This window comes from Collinsella sp. An307 (assembly GCF_002161805.1).
In the GTDB taxonomy this organism is placed as follows: domain Bacteria; phylum Actinomycetota; class Coriobacteriia; order Coriobacteriales; family Coriobacteriaceae; genus Coprousia.
This window is the reverse complement of record NZ_NFIP01000008.1, coordinates 32,963-51,432: the sequence shown is the minus strand read 5'-3', so window position 1 is coordinate 51,432 and position 18,470 is coordinate 32,963. Positions and strand designations below refer to the sequence as shown.

The window sequence follows — 18,470 nt, the reverse complement described above, 5'->3', positions numbered from 1 at the left end:
TGCCGCCGATTCCTTGTCGGCGTGACAGGACGGCTCTTTTTCGTTCGCTCCTATCTTATCCCGCCAAACGCTGCCCTATACGCCACGTTTCAGAAAATCTAAGTCAATTCATATAAGATTTTGTAGTCCGCCCACCTGCAGGTTGCGGTAGTCGCCCTTGAGGTGCACAACTGTTCACCACGGCTGACTCGGTGAACGGTATGAATTGGTCGCATTAGGGGCTTGCAAATAGACGATGCCGGGGTATATTGAAGCCACAAGACCCGGCTCATACGCCTGGACGCCGGGCGCTACTAGAGGAGGAAACTACCATGGCCCATCCCGTAATTTCTGCCGACGAGTGCATCTCTTGCGGCGTCTGCGTTGACGACTGCCCCCAGGGCGTCCTCGAGATCCAGGACGTTGCCACCGTGGTTGATGAGGATTCCTGCATCGCCTGCGGCATCTGCCAGGAGAACTGCCCGGCCGGCGCCATCACCGAGATCGCTGAGGACTAGTCCTTATCCGACTCACCCGTCGAAGAGGCGTCTTGCCGACGCCTTCGCACGAGCGCAAGCTCACCAAAGAGGCTCCCGCAAGGGGGCCTCTTTTATATATCTATGCGTTTAGAGCCGAGCGCCTCAACGAGATGCTCAGTACGGGGCGCCCGCGGGCGGGAGCTGCTTGAGATAAGCCCACACACGTTGCTTTGCCGCCGGGTCTTGCAAGGCAGTCTCAAAACCCCCGAGGGCGAGCACGCGCCTTCCCAGCACGTGCGCCACGAGCCCCGGCTCGAGCATTGCCACCTCAAACTGTTCGATGAGAGACAGGGCGTCTGCATAGGCCTCCCGCATGACGCTCGCCGCGGTATCGTCGAGAAGCACCACGGCCTCGGGGTCGAGCGCCTCGAGCGCCTCGCGGAACAGCTCGGGCGCCAGGAGCTCACCCGCGGCAGGCATATCTACCACGGACGGATCGCCCTCCCCTGCAACAGCGGACAGGGCACAGAAGTCCTCCGGCGCGTACCCAAGCCTGAGCAGCGCCGCCCGCAGGGCGCGACCGTCGTCTCCCGCTAGGAGCGTGCCGCCCGCTTGCTCGCCCTCATTTAGGTCGCCCTTGACGAGCACGATGGGCGAGAACCCGTCACCATCTATGCGGACGCCCCTTGCGGCAAGGTCCTCGAATTCCTGCTGCGCCGCCGCCAAACGGGAGGCGCGCACATCGCGCGACGAGACGGACACCGCCCCTCCTCTACTCACATCCGCGGCCACGGCCACGGGCATACATCTGCCCACTCATTGTACGCCGGGATACGCCGACGCGGCGGCTCTTCAGCGGCTCGCCAGCGGCGCGGGCCGGCGCCGTGCGCAACCATCGCAGCCACAGCACGAACAAAAAAGACAGCGATGCACCATCATTTGTGAAACACGACGGGTCTTGTGGGTATAACCCCAAACGTAACCAACCGAAGCGCAACCCACGCGCACTCCCCCGAGGAGGAACCATGGCAAATATCACCAACGTCACCGCCGAGTCCTTTGGCGCACTCATGAGCGAAGAGCTCCCCGTTCTCATTGACTTCTGGGCCCCGTGGTGCGGCCCCTGCCGCACACTTTCGCCGATTGTCGACGAGCTTGCCGACGAGCTTGCTGGCCGTCTCAAGGTCGCTAAGTGCAACGTCGACGAGAATCAGGACCTCGCCATGAAGTTTGGCGTCATGTCCATTCCCACGCTCGTGGTGTTCAAGGGCGGTCAGGAGGTTGGCCGCACGGTGGGCGCTATGCCCAAGGCGCGCCTTGCCGCTGAGCTCGAGAACTACCTATAGGCGCTGCGACGAGGTAGGGCAGCGACTCCCCCGCCTTAATCTGCAGCGCACCACGCTCGCCCCGGGCCCGCTCACATGAGCTGCCCGGGGCATTTTTGTGCACCGCTGCATTTCCGTTGACGGTACAATCGACGATAAGCGCGCAGGCTATGCCTTGCCGCCACGCACCCCGACCTAAAGCGCTGTAGAGGAGACAGGCCATGCATGATGTGGGAATGAACATGAACCAGCTCGCCATGAGCGTGAAGCAGGTGGACGATACCATCAAGCTTGCCCGGGGCTGGAGCCATGACCTGTATCATGCGACCGAGGCCTTTGACATGGAGCGCATCGAGGACAAGCTCGCCCGCGCCATGAAAGCGCTCGACGAGGCCCGTGCTGCGCTCGAGGGATACGAGGACGCCATCGAGGCGGATCACAACTCCGTCGGTTCCGTACGCTTGGTCTAGCCATGGGCACGCACCCCGCTGCAGGCGAGCTCGCCCGCTTCTCCATCGCCATTCCCGCCGATCTGTTGGCGGCCTTTGACGCGCAGATCGCGCGCTCGGGAGGTGCGACCAACCGCTCCGAGGCCATCCGCGACCTCATCCGGGCATCCCTGGTGCAAGACGAGCTACGCACCCCCGATGCCGAGGTCATTGGCTCGCTCACGATGATCTACGACCATCACACCGGCGACCTCACACGCAAGCTCGACGCCATTCAGCACGATTACACGCACGAGATCGTCTCGACCATGCACGTGCATCTCGATCATCACAACTGCTTGGAGATCCTCGCCCTCAAGGGTCACGGCGAACGCGTCTACGAACTGGCGGACAAGCTTCTGGGCCTCCGCGGCGTGAAGCACGGCGAGCTCACGTGCGCCGCCACCGAGGAAAGCCTCGAGCGCTAACAACCGCCTCACGCAAAACCGCCAAATCGTGCGCCGTCCACCGACAAGATGCGGCCGCTCGGGGGACGGCGTCGCCACATAAGGCGCCCTGCCGTAACGTGCAGCTAGACTATCCCTGTCGCAAGAATTGCATAGCATCGCGTGTTCCCGCAGAACCCGGTTTTTAGCCGGGGTTTTTGCATGTCTCGAGGAGCTCCACTGTGCGCACCCTCGAGCCTGCGCAACCACTCGTCGGATGAGGCGCTCGCCTGCATCCCCCATCCTAGAAAGGGAACACCATGGGACTCTTCTCCAAACTCTTCAACAAGGAAGCCGAAACCACCGCCGCGCAGACAGAGGCGGCAGCCCCGAGCGTGCTCTGCCCCGTCGCCGGCACGCTCGCCGACATCTCGACCGTTGCCGACCAGGCGTTTGCCAGCAAGACCATGGGCGACGGCGTGGCCATCGTCCCCACCGACAGCGCCGTAATCGCGCCGGTCAGCGGCAGCGTTGACGCGCTCTTCCCCACCGGTCACGCCTTTGGCATCACGGGCGACAACGGCATCACCGTCATGGTCCATGTGGGCATCGACACCGTGGAGATGCAGGGTGACGGCTTTACGTTGCACGTCGCACAGGGGGAGCGCGTCGAAGCGGGCCAGAAGCTCCTCGACATCGACATCGACAAGATCCGCGCAGCCGGGTTTGACCCGGTGACCATGTGCCTCGTTGCCGAGCACACCTGCGCAGGCGAGCTCCATAAGCACGCCGACGGAGCGGTGACCACGCAGGACACCGCCATCTGGTTCGCATAGCGCGCCGCGCGCCGCCACGGAGGCGCACAGGCTATACTTGAAAGCGATAGGCAGGGCGCAACAGCAGGCACAGGGGACGGAGGCTCGGTACACATGCAGAGGCTGACAGATACCGAGCGCGAGATTATCGAGAAGCTCTTTGCGAGCAACGCCGTCCGCGAGGAAATCTCGCTCACCGAACTCGCCGCGTCCTGCCATGTCGCTAAAAGCACCGTCATCAAAACCGTGAAGAAGCTCGGGTTCTCGGGCTTTAAGGATTACCTCTACGCCTACCAGACGAGCTCGAACATCCACAGCACGCGCGTGCTACCGCAGCACGTGACCGAAGGGGACTTCGATCTGGCGGTTGCCATGCTCGCCGACTGCCTCGAGCGCTGCCGCGGCAAACGCAACATCTGCTACTCGGGAGGCGACCCGGCTATCGGCATCGTGGCCGACTACGTCAACCGCAAGCTCAATATGTTCCGTCTTACATCGGTGTCCTCGTACGACTACATGACGTTCGACTCCCTAGCGCCCGAGGCCGGCGTCATGTTCTTCTTTTTGCAGGAAGTTCCCGCCTCGGACAAAAACTACGTCAACGTGCGCCCCGCCTACGAGGGCATCCTCTCTTACGCGGTGCAGCACGGCTACACCACCGTGGCGATTATCGACGCAGGTTTTCCCGATGACCTGCCCTATATCGATGTGGCGATAAAGCTTGCACGCACGCCGAGCACGGTAACCCAGATGTTTCCCGTAAAGGTGCTCATGCTCTTTGAGAGCGCGCTTGCCGCTTACTCGGCACACCGCTCCAACCGCTCGCCGCTGCCCGCCAGCCAGCCTACGGACGAGGGGGCGAGCGCATGAGGCACAAGAACCCCCTAGATATCGAGGCATCCGATCGCGCCGTCTATCAGGCGGTACGCAACCATCTGCGCGCGGGCGAGAAACCGACCATAGGCCTTATTGCCGAGGAACTCGGCATCTCGAGCTCCGCTGTCTACCGCGCCGCCAAGCGCTACGGCTATGCGAGCTGGAGCGATATGGTGGGTCAGCTCGGCCAGTATCTCAAAAACAACCGGCGCGTCGTCGAGCATACGGGAGATGACGCTAACGGCATCGACCTTCTTGCCCAAGCGTTCATGCGCCATCGTGGCGGACGCGTTCTTTTGCAGGGCACGGGTGACGCCGATATCTGCCGGCGTCTCCTTGTCTACCGCTTGGGCGCGCTCGAGTTCACCGCCATGCCCTATACGCCGCAAATCGCCCGCGCCTGCCTCGAGCAGTCTGAGGACGGTAACGCGGGCCTCGCCCTCATCTTTAACGAGAGTGGACTCGCCTGCTGGCAAGACGCGCTTGAGTGCGTGCAATGCGGGTTCGAAACGGTGGCTGTGACGGCAGACGCCAACACACCGGTGGCGCGCGCCTCCAACCTCGCCATTGCCATCAAGAGCAACAAGTCCGCGCTCTCCGCCTACGAGCCAAACTACTTCGCCGCCGGCTCGCTTGCCCTTGTGGAGCGCGCGCTCGAGCGCTTCATCTACCTGATGGAGCGCGAGAGCCTGAGCGCCCTTTCCTAGCGGAGGGCACAGGCGAGAGCTTGGCGGAGGACTCAAGAGAGGGCATAGCGGGCCCAGGCGAGGCAAAACGGAGCGAGGGCGCTAGGCCGCAAGCATCGCCCCGCCAAACTCAAATAGATAGATCACCACGCTGGCGACCGCGCCGGCAATGGCGCAGAACCGCCAGATGAGCGGGCTTTTGCGCCGCCACATGATAAGCGCCGCCACAAGCCCGATAAGCGGCCACAGGTAGGCAACGAGCATCTCGGCAACACAGAGGCATTTCTTGGGCAGCGTCAGCGCCTGGAACTCCAACGGCGCCTGCACGAGCACACCAGTCATGGCAATCTCCTACCTTGTCCGATACGGGCCGCCCCATGTGGACAGCCTACAACTCCAAAGAGGGCCGGGGGCTTTTGGCCCCCGACCGCATGTCGCAAGAAGTGCGGGATCGCGGTCCCCGCAGACCGTGCCGGCGCGGCGGGAGGTGCCGCGCCGGCACCAGGAGCACTTACTTGAGCTCGGGCCAGTAGGCCTTGTTGGCCTCGATGTAGTCATCGAGCAGGGCCTTGGCGGTGTCGGTGTCGTTCACGCAGCGGTTGAGGGTGAGCGCGTTCCACGCCTTCTCATAGGAGCCCTCAAGGCAGGCGTCCACGGTGAGCTTCTCGTAGGCAAACTGGTTCTCGAGCAGGCCCTTCTGGAAGGTCGGGATCTCGCCCACGTTCAGGGCCTCGACGCCGTTCACGCCCACGCGGACCGGCACCTCAACCATGGCGCCTTCGGAGAAGTTGGAGATGATGCCGTGGTTCTCGGTCATGCACAGGAAGATGTCCTGCGTGTTGTGGGAGATGGCGTAAGCGAGGTCCACGATGTAGGTGGCGTGACCGTCGTTGAAGTCCTCCTCGGTCATCTCGTACTTGGTGCCCTTGAGCTTATCGGCGGCGATGACCTCCTCGATCATCTCGAACGTGCGCTTCTCGTGGCCGTCCATGACCTCGTTGGCGCGGGTGTAGTCGGGGTTCTCGATCGAGACCATGTGCTTGGGATAGAGGTAGTACTGCAGGTAGGTGTTGGGCATGAACTTGTCGCCGCACTCGCGCACCATCTTGGACATGAAGCGGAAGGTCTCGGCCCAGGAGGCGTCAACCTCGTGGCCGGTGTGCTCGTCATCCTGCATGGGGGTGGCGAACATCTTCTTGAGCTTAGGCAGGTAGTCCTCGCCGGTCACCTTGTCGTAGATGTGGGTGAACCAGCCGTAGTGGTTAAGACCGAAGTAACGGGGCTCAAGCTGCTTCGACGGGAGGCCGAGGGCCTGGGCGTACATGCCCATGATGCCGACGGGCATGTCGCAGATGTTGATGATGCGGTAGTCACCGGGGAAGACGCGCTTGGTGGCCTCGGCGACGATGGCCGCGGGGTTGGAGTAGTTGAGCACCCAAGCCTCGGGCGCGTACTTGCGGATGTCCTTGATGATGGCGCACACCGCGGGCACGGAGCGCATACCGTAGGCAAAGCCACCGGCACCGCAGGTCTCCTGGCCGATGCAGCCGTGCTTGAGGGCGATCTTCTCGTCGGACTCGCGCATCTTCAGGCGGCCGGCGCGAATCTGCATGAAGGCAAAGTCGATGCCGGTGAAGGCGGTCTCGGGATCGGTGGTGTGGATGATCTCGCACTCGGGATAGTACTCGCGCAGCAGCACCTTGCCGTAGCCGCAGACGCGCTCCTGGCGCTCGGCCTCGTTGTCGTAAAGCACGATGGTCGAGATCGGGAAGCGGTCCTTCTCGGCCACGAGCATCTTCAGGATGCCCGGCGTGTAGCGGGAGCCGCCGCCGACGATGCAGATGCGAAACTTCTTGTTCTCGTTCATGGGTACTCCTTTTCTAACTGCCGGCTCCTGCCGCCGGCGGGTTACCGATGATTGGGGTAATTCCCGCCCGGCCGGACCCCATACCGGGCCGGGCGGGTTACCCCATCCTGAGAGGGATGCGTTACTCGAGGTCGCGACCGAGGGCCACCATGACCTTCTCGAAGACGTCCTGGACCTTCATGCCCACGATGATCTGGACGTTGTTCTTGCCGCGGACGATGCCGGAGTTCTTGAACTTGTTGACCTCGTCCTCGTTGATGAGGTTCATGTCCTTGAGGTCGATGCGCAGACGGGTGAAGCAGTTCATGAGCGACACGATGTTGTCCGGGCCGCCCAGGCCGTCGATGATGTGCTGGACGTTCGTGGCGTCATCATCCACAACCGCGGTGCCACCGCCGGCAACCGCCACCGCTGCGCCGCCGGCTGCCTTCTGCGCCTCAAACGCCTTGCGGTTCATCTTGGAGAGGTCGATCTCCTCACCTTCGTCCTCACGGCCAGGGGTCTTGAGGTCGAACTTCAGGATGAAGAAGCGGAAGGCCAGGAACCAGATGACGATGGCAGCAAGGCCAACAGGAACGATGAGGTAGATGTGCGACATATCCCACGGGATGATGATAGCGGCCGTGATGATATCGATGATCGAACCGCACTGCGCCAGATAGCCGACAGCGATGAGCAGCGTCTGGAAGATACCGTCGAGCAGCGAGTGCACAAGGAACAGCAACGGCGACACAAAGAGGTAGGTAAACTCAAGCGGCTCAGTGATGCCAGCGAGCACCGCAGTGAAGCAAGACGTAATCAGCAGGGCCTTGGTCTGGGCGCGCTTCTCGGGCTTGGCAGTCGCGATGAAGGCAAGCACGCAGCCAATGGAGCCGAAGACCTTGGAGAAGCCGAAGACGATGTAGCGAACAGACGGATCGACGGAGGTGATGCTTGCGATGTTACCGATCTCAGCGGTGTAGATGGGCACGGCGCCCTGATAAACCTGACCGGCGATCTCGGCCACGCCACCGACGCTCGTGTAGTTGAAGGGCATCCAGACAAGGTGATGGAGACCGGTCGGGATGAGGATGCGGTTCAGGAAGCCGTAGACAAACAGACCCGCGTATCCCGCGTTTTCGATGAAGCCCTGAAGGGCGGAGATGCCGCTAGCGACAGGCGGCCAGAAGTACGTGGCAGCTACGCCGAGGAGCGCCGCGGCGAGGCAGCAAACGAGGAAGGCCAGCTTAGTGCCGCCGTAGATGCGCACGGCATCAGGGAACTGCACGTCACAAAGCTTGTTGTAGATCCATCCATTAATGCAGCCGAGAATAATCGAGATGAACACGCCCATGTCTACAACTTGGACGCCGAGTACCATGGCCTGTCCGGTTCCATAGAAGGAGCCGTCCGCTGCAGGCTGCGCGAGCGTTCCGGTAAGGTTCAGCCAGTAGTTATCGGCGTACAGGTAGCAAAGGAACGACGCGATAGCGACGACCGCCGCATCGGTCTTTTGCTTTTTTGCGAACGCGCAGGTAAGACCAACAACGAAGATAACAACCAAGTTGTTGATGAAGCCGTTCATGAACAGGTTGTAGAGAAAGTCTCCCACACCAATAACAGCTGCGGGCATATAGGTCAGGCGCAGAACCGAGGCTAGCGCCAACATGATGCCGGCGACCGACAGAAACATAACAGGTTGAATCATCGCGCCAGAAAAGCGCTTCATGACTCCAGCCACATCTACCTTCATTGACCCCACTCCCCTCAAATAGACTGGGTCTTTGTTTAGGACATTTGTGGTTAGAGAAACGCGGCCGCAATCTCGTTCCGATTTGCATTATGCCTGTCACGTGGATCTTGTACGAACAAGATAGAAATCCGTGAACGAAACGGCGTCCGAAAAAACGCTTTTCGGTATAAAACCGTTTACAGGCCGTTTTCGACCGTTCACGGCAGAAACGTGAAAAAGAACCGAATTGCGCTCACCCTGTCACTAACCCGCCTGCTGAGCGCACGCCCCGAGCGAAAGGAATCCCATGGATCAGCAGAACCATCTCTCGGCACGCCTTGTCGTAGACGACGACTTTGAAGTTGGCGCCGTCCAGGACCGATTGTTTGGCTCGTTCGTCGAGCATCTTGGTCGCTGCGTCTACACCGGCATATACGAGCCCGGGCACCCGACCGCCGACGAATCCGGCTTCCGGCAGGATGTCATCGACCTTGTCAGGGAGCTCGGAGTCACCACCGTTCGCTACCCCGGAGGCAACTTTGTATCTGGTTATCGCTGGGAAGACGGCATAGGCCCCAAAGACGAGCGCCCGCATCGCCTCGACCTTGCCTGGCACTCCACTGAGACTAACGAATTTGGCCTACACGAGATGGCCGCATGGCTTGCGGCAACGGGCAGTAACGAGCTAATGGAGGCCGTAAACCTCGGCACGCGCGGCCTTGAGGAGGCGCTCGACCTCCTGGAGTATGCAAACGTGCCCGAGGGAACCGAGCTCTCTGAGCAGCGGCGCGCCAACGGCGCAGAGAAGCCGTTTGGCATCCGTATGTGGTGCCTGGGCAACGAGATGGATGGACCCTGGCAGCTCGGGCACAAGTCTGCCGAGGACTACGGCAAGCTCGCAGCGTCGGTGGCAGCAGGCATGCGTCAGATCGACCCGACTGTGGAGCTCGTCGTCTGCGGTTCTTCGTCACACGACATGCCAACTTTTGGCGCATGGGAACAAACCGTGCTCGAGAAGACCTACGAGAACGTTGACTTTATCTCATGCCATGCGTACTACCAACCGCAACGCAACGATGACGGCACGCGCGATATGGCGAGCTTCCTCGCCTCGGGCGTGGATATGGACGGATTCATCAAAGATGTCGCCGCCATCATCGACGCCACCAAGGCACGACTGAAAAGCGAACATGACGTCTTTATCTCGTTCGACGAGTGGAACGTTTGGTACCAAGGGGAGGAGCCGAGCAAGGTCCCCGAGGGCATCGACAACTGGCCGGTCGCCCCGCACCTGCTCGAGGACGTATACTCGGCAGCGGACGCCGTGGTCTTTGGCGACCTTTTGATCACGCTGCTCAAAAACGCTGACCGCGTGCACGCTGCCTGCTTTGCTCAACTGGTCAATGTCATAGCGCCTATCATGACCGAACCGGGTGGGCCGGCTTGGCGCCAGACCACGTTTTATCCGTTCTCTGCAACGGCACGCCTGGCAAAAGGCGGCACCGCACTGGAGCCAAAACTCGCCTCGGACCCCGTATGCACGAGCCGTTATGGCGAGGTCGACGGTATCAACGCAGTTGCCATACGCTGCGCCGACGGCACGCTTGCCGTGTTCGCCACCAACCGTTCGCTGAAGGATTCCTGCGAGTTTGAGATCAAGGTGCCCGGCACCGTATGCGCAGTCGAAGCGAACACCCTGCACGATGACGACCTCTTTGCTGCCAACACACTACAAGACCAAGAGCGCGTAGTGCCCCACACCAACGACACAGCGACCCTCGACGCGGCGTCCGGCACAATTCGCATCACGCTGCCCCCGGTCAGCTGGACCGCTCTGCACGTCAGGTAAGCTTCTTTACACAAACGCGCCCGCCTCATCGCAAGGCGGGCGCGTCCAACCATCGCGTCGCGGCAGTTGTTGGCTTACGCTTCCTCAAGCAGGAAGGTGATGCGCGGACCCAGCGCGTCGAGCAGGAAAAGCTCCTCGGGTACAATGTGGCCGATGTGGTTGCGCTGCCCGTCGTTGGGCATGTCCTTGAGCACAACCTGCAGCTCGGCGCGATAGTGCTCGAGGTTATCGTTCACCACCACGATGTCACCACGGTGGAACATGGGCTCCGCCCAGGCGCGCGGGGCGATCGCCTGGCCGCGGTAGGACATGCGCGTCATGCGGGAGCGCAGCATGTACTCGGTGCCGTCGCCTCCGTCGCTATGGCGGCGGTAATCAAGCGCAATCGAGCGCTCGACAGCAGAGATGTCCTCATCAAGGTCAATATGGAGAAGCGTCCGCTCTCCTGCACCAAAGAGGGCGGCAAGTCCGTCGAACTGGCGCGTCGGGTCGTCGGCAGCCCTGTCCTCCTTCTCCTCCTCGCCGGAAAGCTTGCACATAAGGGCGCCCACCGCGGTGAGCTCCTCGTCAGTTGCCGGCTCGTTGCCAATCAGAATCTCGTCCACATCGCCGAGCAGCAGCATGTGGCGAATCTGGAGCTCCAGCGGCATGTCGCGGTGATCTTCCACCGTGGGCAGGCCCTCACGGACCGGCCAGGGGCCGCGCGCGCCTTCGCACTGGCTACTCACAAAGGCGCCCACCCGCGCACCGCGCGCCTTCCAGAAGGAGTTCATCTGGCAGTATGCCTCGACGCTTTCTGCCGTGAAGCGCTGCGGATAGAAGTTGTGGCACACCGCGACCTTGGGCATGAGCTCGGCCGGAATGAAGCGGCAGAGCAGGTCTTCCATCATGGCGTTGAACTCGATGCCAATGCCGTAGGGGTTCTCAATCAGCGCGGCGTTGCGCTCGTCAAAAAACGGCATGTCCATGCGCAGGACGTCGATACCCATACGGTGGAAAATCTCGAGGTTATCGGCTGCGGCTCCAATGCGGTCGAAGAGCATGGGATTCACGTCGACCGAAAGCTCCATGCCGAGCTCGTGCACGCGAGCCGCGAGCGACCCAAAACGCTCCACAAGAGCATCTGCCCCCTCGTCGACCGAGAACATGCTGGTAAACACCTTTTTGAAACCGGCAGCCGCCACACGCTCGAGATACGAAGCGAGCTCTTCTGCCGACTCCTGCTCCGGGTAGACCGAGACTCCCAGCTTGACCATAAAACCTCCTGGCTCGAATTGTCTGCACAGCGAGTCAACTGTATCGAAGCTGACGCCCCTGCGCTGCAAGCCGACGGCGAACGCCGGCAGACGGCAAGCACGTATTCGGCGACTGGCTGCTCACGCACACCCCCTGCGGCAGGCCGGACGCAGGACCCCCCTTGCGTCCGGGCGCCTCACAAAGGGACAATTGTTTTCATCCCCTTCTTTCGTTAGAAAGGACCCCTATGCTCATCAGCGAAGTTATCCAGCACATAAAGGACTATTGCGGCGGCTACGATATGATGGGCGATCGCCCCATCGACGAGGCCACCACACGCGACAAGGTGCTCTACGGCAACGTCGACCAGGAATGCACGGGTATCATTACCTGCATTTGGGCAACGGCCGACGTCATCCGGCAGGCGCAGGAGCTCGGCGCCAACCTCATCATTCCGCATGAGGCGCTCTTTTGGAACCATGGAGATCACCAAGACGTGGTGGCGGAAAACGCCACGTTCCAGGCAAAGCGCGATCTTCTGAACGCCTGGGGCGGCGCGGTGTGGCGCTGCCACGACTACATTCACTCCGGCGTGCCGCTGGACGCAAACGGGGCGCTTGCCGATGGCATCTTCTACGGCTTTGCCTGGAAGGTGGACTGGCTTGAGGCGCGTACGGGCGACATCGCGCGCAGCATGGACTTTGAGATTCCCGAGGTGACCGGCCGGGAGCTCGCCCGCGACATGGTGAGCAAGCTCGGTCTTGCGGGCGTGCGCCTGGTGGGCGACCCCGCCGCGCGCGTGCGCCGCGTGCAGATTCCCATGCACGTCATGGGCGGTCCGCAAGACACGGCGCTTGCCAACGCCATGGATGCGGCAGGCGGGCCCGATTGTCTGCTCGGCATGGAGTTTATCGACTTCACAACCTGCGAGTACATTCGCGACGCTGCCCAACTCGGGCGCGGTAAGTGCGCCATCGTACTCGGGCACTTCAACTTGGAGGAGCCGGGTATGGAGCACATGGCGACGTGGATCCCCTCGGCGCTTGGCGCCGGCGCCCCGCAGGTGAGCTACGTGTCCGACGGCGACACGTACCACTATGTGACTTGCTCGGAGGAATAGCGTTCCCGCGTAGCGTTCCTAGGGCCTGCAACTTCGTTGATGAGCAACGGGAGAATCGGCGATAATACAGGCCATGAAAACGCTGGGGATTCATATCACGGGCATCGTTCAGGGCGTGGGCTTTCGGCCGTTCGTCTATCGCGAGGCGGCTGCGCGCGGTCTTTCGGGCTGGGTGCTCAATGCCGGCGACGGTGTGCATATCGAGGCGAAGGGTGCTACAGACGCCCTGCGCTCCTTTGTTCACGCACTGAGCTCGAACGCACCGGCAGCGGCGCGCGTCGCGCAGGTCGCTGTCGAAGAGCTCGAAGGACCCTCCGCCGAGCTCGCCGCCGGGGTCTTTCGCATCATCGCCTCCGACGCGGCGACCGAGCGCACCACGCTTGTCTCGCCCGACATCGCCACCTGCCCCGACTGCCTGCGCGAGCTCTTTGATCCGACAGACCGGCGCTACCACTACCCCTTCATCAACTGCACCAACTGCGGGCCGCGCTACACCATCATTCGACAGCTCCCCTACGATCGCGCGCAGACGTCGATGGCAGATTTCCCCATGTGCCCGGAGTGTGCCGCCGAATACGCCGACCCGCTCGACCGCCGCTTCCACGCTCAGCCCGACGCCTGCTTTGCCTGCGGGCCGCACCTCACCTGGCGCTCGCGCGGCGAGGCCGAGACGCTTACGGGAACCAACCTGGCCGCCAGCGACAGCATCATCGAGCGGTGCGCGGAGCTTATCGCCGACGGCGGCATCATTGCCATCAAGGGGCTCGGCGGATTCCACCTTGCCTGCAACGCTGCCGACGAGTCTGCCGTCACGGAGCTTCGGCGTCGCAAACGTCGCAGCAACAAGCCACTCGCTGTCATGGTGCGCGACCTTATGGCTGCCGAGGCACTCTGCCATGTCGACGACGCCGAGCGCAAACTGCTTGCCGGCACCATCCGCCCCATCGTGCTGCTACGGCGCCGCGCTGAGGACACACCGGGCAGCGCCCCAAGCAGCACCGACGCGCTCGCTCCGCAGGTGGCCGGCGACCTGCCCGAGCTCGGCGTCATGCTCCCCTACACGCCCCTCCAGCATCTTTTGCTCGCCGCTTGCGCGGACCGCGGCGTGCACACGCTTGTTATGACCAGTGGCAACGTGAGCGAGGAACCTATCGAGACCGACGACGCGCTCGCCTGGCACCATCTGGTCGAAGGCGGACTTGCCGACGCGCTTCTGGGCAACGATCGCGCCATTCTCGCCCGCTTCGACGATTCCGTGGTACGCGTGGTGGACGGCGAACATCACATCGTGCGCCGTGCCCGCGGCTATGCCCCGCGCCCCGTGGCGCTGCCGGCCATCGCAGGCGACGCGTTTGATGTGCCGTGCATCCTTGCCTGCGGCCCCGAGCAGAAGACGACGCTTGCCCTCACGCGCGAGCATGCCGATGGAAGCGCTGAGTGCCTCATCTCGCAGCACATCGGTGACCTCGAGAATGCCGAGACCTTTGACGCCTGGCAATCCTGCTGCCTTCACATGCAAGATCTCTTTGACCTCACGCCGGCGGCACTCGCCTGCGACCGGCACCCCGGCTATCTCTCCAGCCAGTGGGCGCGCGCGGAAGCGGCCGAACGCGGTCTGCCGCTGGTCGAGGTGCAGCACCACCATGCCCATATCGCGAGCGTCATCGCCGAGGCGGCAGCACGAGGCGATATTGAGCCTAACACGCGCGTCGTCGGCATCGCGCTCGACGGCACAGGAGCGGGAGACGACGGCACCGTTTGGGGCGGAGAGATTCTCGTCGCAGACCTTACCGAATTCACGCGCGCGGCACACCTGCGCACCTGGCATCTTCCTGGCGGTGCAACTGCCGTGCGCGACGCCCGGCGAAACGCTTACGGCTTGCTCCATGCCTACGGGCTGCTTGACCACCCCGGCGCGCAGCCCCTGCTCGCGACCATGACCGAGCAGGAACGCACGCTCACGCAGACGATGATTGAGCGCGGCCTCAACAGTCCGCTCACAAGCAGCATGGGGCGTTTCCTCGATGCCGTTGCCGCCCTGCTTGGCATCTGCACGCGCGCCACCTACGAGGGCGAGCCCGCCATCGAGCTCGAGGCCGCCACTGCACGCGTGGCAGCTGGCCACTCTAGCGATGTCCCCTCCCCCACAACACTCGACAGCGACGCTTTCTTCACAAAACGCGCGGGGCAGGCGGAGCCATCTGTCATCGACTTCACCGATCTGCTCACAGCCCTGCTCGATGCAACCGCACGTGGCGAGGATCCGGCATCACTTGCTTGGGATGCGCACAAAAACGTGGCGAGCACCATCTCCGCGTATGCAATGGCGGCAGCGCGCAACAATGGGCTCACACGCATTGCGCTCTCGGGTGGATGCTTCATGAACCGCATGCTGCTCACCCTCATCAAGCGCAATCTCGAGGCAAACGGCTTCACCGTACTTACGCCGCGCAACGCCCCCGTCAACGACGGCTGCATCGCCTACGGGCAGGCCGCCGTCGCGCGCGCCCACCTCGCACAGCAGAGCCTAACCACCCGCTAACACAATTCTCCCCGGGCTCCCCTACCAAAAGTGGCAAAATATTGCACTTCTGGGAATATGAAATATTTTGCACATTCCTCTTCACGTAATCATCGCGGCCACAGCATCTACGCCCCGTGTCTATACTTACAACACCGTTTTCCAGGAGGTGTCCTGTGTCCAGCGATTCCCAAAGCCCATTCGAGCCCATCACCTCCGCGCGCCAAGCAGGTATCTTCGTTCACGACACGCGCGTACGACAGGGGCTCTCGCAGGACGAGCTCGCGAGGCGGGCGAACATCTCCCGGCGCCAGCTCTCCGCACTTGAGCGCGGCAACGCCCCTGGCATTAGCCTCAGCCGCCTTCTGACAATATTTCAAGCTCTCGGCATCACCCTTGGGGCTGCGCTCCCTCCCCGTAAGGGCGACTTTCTTATGTAGCACCAATTCGGCACAGGAACCGAGCGGGCACGCCGATGCGCACCTACGCGCGGTTGCTCAAACGCTACCGGCGCGGTACCATCCATCCCAGTCCACCCGCGGCGCCGTAGCCGCACGCAGAAGCGCGCACAAGCCGCGCTTCAAAAAGGAGGAGCCATGTGCCTCGCCGTCCCTGGCAAGATTCTCGAGATTCGCGATGGTGCGCAAGCGACCGTCGACATGATGGGCGCCACCCGCGATGCATCGGTGCGCCTGACGCCTGACGCCAAGGTCGGCGACTTCGTGCTCGTGCACGCCGGCTTTGCTATCGAGGTTATCGATGCCGAGCAGGCACGCGAGACCATCGAGGTTCTGCGTGACCTCGAGGAGCTTGAGGCCGAGGAGCTCGCCGGTGCGGGCGCCATGTCCGCCACCGTGCCCACCGGTGCGGAGGCTTAGGCGATGGACGCCCTCGATCTCTCCGCCTTTCGCGACCCTCATCTCGTCCGCGCACTTCTCGACCATATCCGCGAGACTCTGGGGGAGCGCGAGATCAACCTCATGGAGGTCTGCGGCACCCACACCGTGAGCATCGGACGCTACGGCTTTCGCTCCATCCTGCCCGCCGGGCTCCACCTGCTCTCTGGCCCCGGTTGCCCGGTCTGCGTGACCGCCAACGCCGACATCGACCGCGCCGTCGCGCTCGTACGGGTACCGGGCGCCATCATCACCACCTTTGGCGATATGATCCGCGTGCCCGGGTCGACCTCGTCGCTCGCCGCCGAAAAAGCCGCCGGCGCCGACGTGCGCGTGGTCTACTCGCCGCTCGACGCCGTCGAGCTTGCCGCGGCAAACCCCGAGCGCGAGGTCATCTTCATGGGCGTGGGCTTTGAGACCACCGCACCCGCCATCGCCGCGTGCATTCTCGAGGCCGCCGCGCGCGAGCTCACCAATTTCTCCGTCTTCTGCGTCCACAAGACCACCCCGGCGGCGCTCCGTGCCATTGCAAGCGATCCCAAGACCACCATCGACGGGTTCATCCTCCCTGGCCACGTCTCCACCATCACGGGACTCGACCCGTACCGCTTCCTCGTGGACGAGTTTTCCATCCCCGGCGTTGTCACCGGCTTCGAGCCGGTCGACGTGCTCGAGGGAATCGCGCGGCTCGTCGAGCTCATCGTCGCAGGCACCCCCGCCATCGAGAACGCCTACCGTCGTGGCGTCGCCAACGAGGGCAACGTCGTCGCGCAGCGCTTGGTCGATCAGGTATTTGAGCCCTGCGACGCCTTGTGGCGCGGGTTGGGCGAGCTTCCCGCATCGGGCCTCGCCATACGCGATGCGTACGCGCACCTCGATGCGGTGCGGCGCTTCCCCATCGAGGTCGAGCCCACGCGCGAGCATGCCGGCTGCCGGTGCGGCGATGTTCTGCGCGGCATCATCGCCCCCACCTCCTGCCCGCTCTTTGGGGTCGCCTGCACGCCCGAGAACCCCGTCGGCCCCTGCATGGTGTCGAGTGAGGGCAGCTGCGCGGCGTACTTCCGCTTCCGCGACTAGTCAACACCTGCTGCCGCGCGGCGCGGTCGGCACCCGCCACTGCCGCGCGGTACAATAGCTGCCGTTACGCAATACACAGGCGCGTCGGGAGGCCTCATGCCAGCTATGCCAGATACCGTCCTGCTCGGCCACGGCTCGGGCGGTCAGATGATGAAGCGCATCATCGACGAGGTCTTCTACGAGGCATTCGGCTCCCCCGAGCTCCTCGCAGGAAACGACGCCGGCGTCGCGGCCCTGCCCGCGACCGGGCGCATCGCCCTTTCTACCGACAGCTTTGTGGTGACGCCCCATTTCTTCCCCGGCGGCGATATCGGGCGCCTCGCCGTGTGCGGAACGGTAAACGACGTCGCCACCTCCGGTGCGCACGTCCGCTACCTCTCGTGCGGCTTCATTCTGGAGGAAGGATTCCCCCTCGCCGACCTCCGGCGCATCTGCGCCAGCATGGCCGCTGCCGCGCGCGAGGCAAACGTGTCCATCATCACGGGCGACACCAAGGTCGTGGAACGCGGCGGCGCCGATGGCGTCTACATCAATACGGCCGGCGTGGGCGAGGTACCCGCCGGCATCGAGCTCTCGGGCGCCAGCTGCAAACCCGGCGACGTCGTCCTGCTCTCGGGTACCCTCGGCGACCACGGCATCGCCATCATGAGCCAGCGCGAGGGTCTGAGCTTTGAGACCACCATCAAAAGCGATGCCGCACCGCTCAACCACCTTATCTCCGCCGTCCTTACGGCAGCACCGCACACGCGCTGCTTCCGCGACCCCACGCGCGGCGGCCTTGCGAGCACGCTCAACGAGTTCGCCACCGCAAGCAACGTCTCCATCGAGGTCGACGAGGAGGCCGTCCCTGTCTCCCCCGCCGTGCGCGGCGCCTGCGAGATGCTCGGCTACGACGTCTTCCAGGTCGCAAACGAGGGCAAGATGGTCGCCGTCGTGCCCGCCGAGGAGGCAAACGCGGCACTCGCCGCCATGCAGGGTGCCCCGTACGGTGCAAACGCTGCCATCATCGGGCGCGTAGGCGAGCCGCATGAGGGCGCGCATGCCCAAGTCCGCGTGCGCACCGCTTGGGGCGCCACCCGCGTACTCGACATGCTCGTGGGCGAACAGCTCCCCCGCATCTGCTAAGCGCCGACCCCCGGCAGCGCCATCGCAAGCAACA

At 63.1% G+C, this 18,470-nt stretch carries 18 protein-coding genes; 13 read left to right on the top strand and 5 right to left on the bottom strand.

Going from position 1 to position 18,470, the window contains the following annotated elements:
- Window positions 1-248: 248 nt before the first annotated feature.
- On the top strand, window positions 249-497 hold the full coding sequence (locus B5F89_RS07665; RefSeq protein ID WP_143758352.1) for a 4Fe-4S binding protein: 249 nt from the start codon (window positions 249-251) through the stop codon (window positions 495-497).
- Window positions 498-632: 135 nt separating this feature from the next.
- On the opposite strand, the gene B5F89_RS07660 is transcribed toward B5F89_RS07665, so the two are convergent.
- Window positions 633-1,220, bottom strand: a complete 588-nt coding sequence (locus B5F89_RS07660) for a hypothetical protein (protein WP_087431196.1) — start codon at window positions 1,218-1,220, stop codon at window positions 633-635.
- Window positions 1,221-1,483: 263 nt separating this feature from the next.
- Here B5F89_RS07660 and trxA point away from each other — a divergent pair, with 263 nt between their 5' ends.
- From trxA to B5F89_RS07630, 6 genes are all read left to right on the top strand, one after another.
- Window positions 1,484-1,804 (top strand): thioredoxin, encoded by a 321-nt coding sequence (gene trxA / locus B5F89_RS07655; RefSeq protein WP_087431195.1) that lies wholly within the window; start codon window positions 1,484-1,486, stop codon window positions 1,802-1,804.
- A 200-nt stretch (window positions 1,805-2,004) separates the two neighbouring features.
- Complete coding sequence (locus B5F89_RS07650; protein ID WP_087431194.1) at window positions 2,005-2,253, top strand: hypothetical protein; 249 nt, start codon at window positions 2,005-2,007, stop codon at window positions 2,251-2,253.
- Window positions 2,254-2,255: 2 nt separating this feature from the next.
- The gene (gene nikR, locus B5F89_RS07645) at window positions 2,256-2,699 is read left to right on the top strand and encodes a nickel-responsive transcriptional regulator NikR (RefSeq protein ID WP_087431193.1); all 444 of its coding nucleotides are present in this window, start codon (window positions 2,256-2,258) and stop codon (window positions 2,697-2,699) included.
- A 278-nt stretch (window positions 2,700-2,977) separates the two neighbouring features.
- Complete coding sequence (locus tag B5F89_RS07640) at window positions 2,978-3,493, top strand: PTS glucose transporter subunit IIA (protein WP_087431192.1); 516 nt, start codon at window positions 2,978-2,980, stop codon at window positions 3,491-3,493.
- Window positions 3,494-3,586: 93 nt separating this feature from the next.
- Window positions 3,587-4,342 carry a MurR/RpiR family transcriptional regulator gene (locus B5F89_RS07635; protein WP_087431191.1) on the top strand — a complete coding sequence of 252 codons (756 nt, stop codon included), beginning with the start codon at window positions 3,587-3,589 and terminating at the stop codon, window positions 4,340-4,342.
- Complete coding sequence (locus B5F89_RS07630; protein WP_087431190.1) at window positions 4,339-5,055, top strand: hypothetical protein; 717 nt, start codon at window positions 4,339-4,341, stop codon at window positions 5,053-5,055. The genes B5F89_RS07635 and B5F89_RS07630 overlap by 4 nt, the downstream gene beginning before the upstream one ends.
- 81 nt (window positions 5,056-5,136) lie before the next feature.
- Here the strand turns inward: B5F89_RS07630 and B5F89_RS07625 are convergent, their stop codons facing one another.
- From B5F89_RS07625 to B5F89_RS07615, 3 genes are all read right to left on the bottom strand, one after another.
- The gene (locus B5F89_RS07625) at window positions 5,137-5,376 is read right to left on the bottom strand and encodes a hypothetical protein (protein WP_087431189.1); all 240 of its coding nucleotides are present in this window, start codon (window positions 5,374-5,376) and stop codon (window positions 5,137-5,139) included.
- Window positions 5,377-5,545: 169 nt separating this feature from the next.
- Window positions 5,546-6,901, bottom strand: a complete 1,356-nt coding sequence (locus B5F89_RS07620; RefSeq protein WP_087431188.1) for a 6-phospho-alpha-glucosidase — start codon at window positions 6,899-6,901, stop codon at window positions 5,546-5,548.
- A 121-nt stretch (window positions 6,902-7,022) separates the two neighbouring features.
- Entirely contained in the window at window positions 7,023-8,633 is a 1,611-nt protein-coding gene (locus B5F89_RS07615) for a PTS transporter subunit EIIC (protein WP_087431187.1), read from the bottom strand.
- A 286-nt stretch (window positions 8,634-8,919) separates the two neighbouring features.
- Between B5F89_RS07615 and B5F89_RS07610 the strand changes: the two genes are divergently transcribed.
- On the top strand, window positions 8,920-10,461 hold the full coding sequence (locus B5F89_RS07610; protein ID WP_087431186.1) for an alpha-L-arabinofuranosidase C-terminal domain-containing protein: 1,542 nt from the start codon (window positions 8,920-8,922) through the stop codon (window positions 10,459-10,461).
- Window positions 10,462-10,535: 74 nt separating this feature from the next.
- Here the strand turns inward: B5F89_RS07610 and B5F89_RS07605 are convergent, their stop codons facing one another.
- A complete protein-coding gene (locus B5F89_RS07605; protein ID WP_087431185.1) occupies window positions 10,536-11,717 on the bottom strand; it encodes a MupG family TIM beta-alpha barrel fold protein in 1,182 nt (393 codons plus the stop codon).
- Window positions 11,718-11,944: 227 nt separating this feature from the next.
- On the opposite strand from B5F89_RS07605, the gene B5F89_RS07600 reads away from it, so the two are divergent.
- The 5 genes from B5F89_RS07600 to hypE all read left to right on the top strand — a co-directional run bounded on the left by B5F89_RS07600 (window position 11,945) and on the right by hypE (window position 18,436).
- Window positions 11,945-12,817, top strand: coding sequence for a Nif3-like dinuclear metal center hexameric protein (locus tag B5F89_RS07600; RefSeq protein WP_087431184.1), 873 nt, complete (start codon window positions 11,945-11,947; stop codon window positions 12,815-12,817).
- Between the two features lie 73 nt (window positions 12,818-12,890).
- Window positions 12,891-15,359, top strand: a complete 2,469-nt coding sequence (hypF, locus tag B5F89_RS07595; protein WP_087431183.1) for a carbamoyltransferase HypF — start codon at window positions 12,891-12,893, stop codon at window positions 15,357-15,359.
- Between the two features lie 575 nt (window positions 15,360-15,934).
- Window positions 15,935-16,216, top strand: a complete 282-nt coding sequence (locus B5F89_RS07585; protein WP_087431181.1) for a HypC/HybG/HupF family hydrogenase formation chaperone — start codon at window positions 15,935-15,937, stop codon at window positions 16,214-16,216.
- A 3-nt stretch (window positions 16,217-16,219) separates the two neighbouring features.
- On the top strand, window positions 16,220-17,311 hold the full coding sequence (gene hypD / locus B5F89_RS07580) for a hydrogenase formation protein HypD (protein ID WP_087431180.1): 1,092 nt from the start codon (window positions 16,220-16,222) through the stop codon (window positions 17,309-17,311).
- A gap of 96 nt (window positions 17,312-17,407) precedes the next feature.
- Window positions 17,408-18,436, top strand: a complete 1,029-nt coding sequence (gene hypE, locus B5F89_RS07575) for a hydrogenase expression/formation protein HypE (RefSeq protein ID WP_239286714.1) — start codon at window positions 17,408-17,410, stop codon at window positions 18,434-18,436.
- The last annotated feature ends 34 nt before the right edge of the window (window positions 18,437-18,470 follow it).

Excerpts from the sequence above, each read along its gene's own strand:
- B5F89_RS07605 (WP_087431185.1), bottom strand. The coding sequence starts at position 11,717 with ATGGTCAAGCTGGGAGTCTCGGTCTACCCGGAGCAGGAGTCGGCAGAA.
- B5F89_RS07625 (WP_087431189.1), bottom strand. The coding sequence starts at position 5,376 with ATGACTGGTGTGCTCGTGCAGGCGCCGTTGGAGTTCCAGGCGCTGACG.
- B5F89_RS07635 (WP_087431191.1), top strand. The coding sequence starts at position 3,587 with ATGCAGAGGCTGACAGATACCGAGCGCGAGATTATCGAGAAGCTCTTT.
- trxA (WP_087431195.1), top strand. The coding sequence starts at position 1,484 with ATGGCAAATATCACCAACGTCACCGCCGAGTCCTTTGGCGCACTCATG.
- hypE (WP_239286714.1), top strand. The coding sequence starts at position 17,408 with ATGCCAGCTATGCCAGATACCGTCCTGCTCGGCCACGGCTCGGGCGGT.
- B5F89_RS07650 (WP_087431194.1), top strand. The coding sequence starts at position 2,005 with ATGCATGATGTGGGAATGAACATGAACCAGCTCGCCATGAGCGTGAAG.
- B5F89_RS07630 (WP_087431190.1), top strand. The coding sequence starts at position 4,339 with ATGAGGCACAAGAACCCCCTAGATATCGAGGCATCCGATCGCGCCGTC.
- B5F89_RS07615 (WP_087431187.1), bottom strand. The coding sequence starts at position 8,633 with ATGAAGGTAGATGTGGCTGGAGTCATGAAGCGCTTTTCTGGCGCGATG.
- nikR (WP_087431193.1), top strand. The coding sequence starts at position 2,256 with ATGGGCACGCACCCCGCTGCAGGCGAGCTCGCCCGCTTCTCCATCGCC.
- B5F89_RS07640 (WP_087431192.1), top strand. The coding sequence starts at position 2,978 with ATGGGACTCTTCTCCAAACTCTTCAACAAGGAAGCCGAAACCACCGCC.
- hypD (WP_087431180.1), top strand. The coding sequence starts at position 16,220 with ATGGACGCCCTCGATCTCTCCGCCTTTCGCGACCCTCATCTCGTCCGC.
- B5F89_RS07610 (WP_087431186.1), top strand. The coding sequence starts at position 8,920 with ATGGATCAGCAGAACCATCTCTCGGCACGCCTTGTCGTAGACGACGAC.
- B5F89_RS07620 (WP_087431188.1), bottom strand. The coding sequence starts at position 6,901 with ATGAACGAGAACAAGAAGTTTCGCATCTGCATCGTCGGCGGCGGCTCC.
- B5F89_RS07600 (WP_087431184.1), top strand. The coding sequence starts at position 11,945 with ATGCTCATCAGCGAAGTTATCCAGCACATAAAGGACTATTGCGGCGGC.
- B5F89_RS07585 (WP_087431181.1), top strand. The coding sequence starts at position 15,935 with ATGTGCCTCGCCGTCCCTGGCAAGATTCTCGAGATTCGCGATGGTGCG.
- hypF (WP_087431183.1), top strand. The coding sequence starts at position 12,891 with ATGAAAACGCTGGGGATTCATATCACGGGCATCGTTCAGGGCGTGGGC.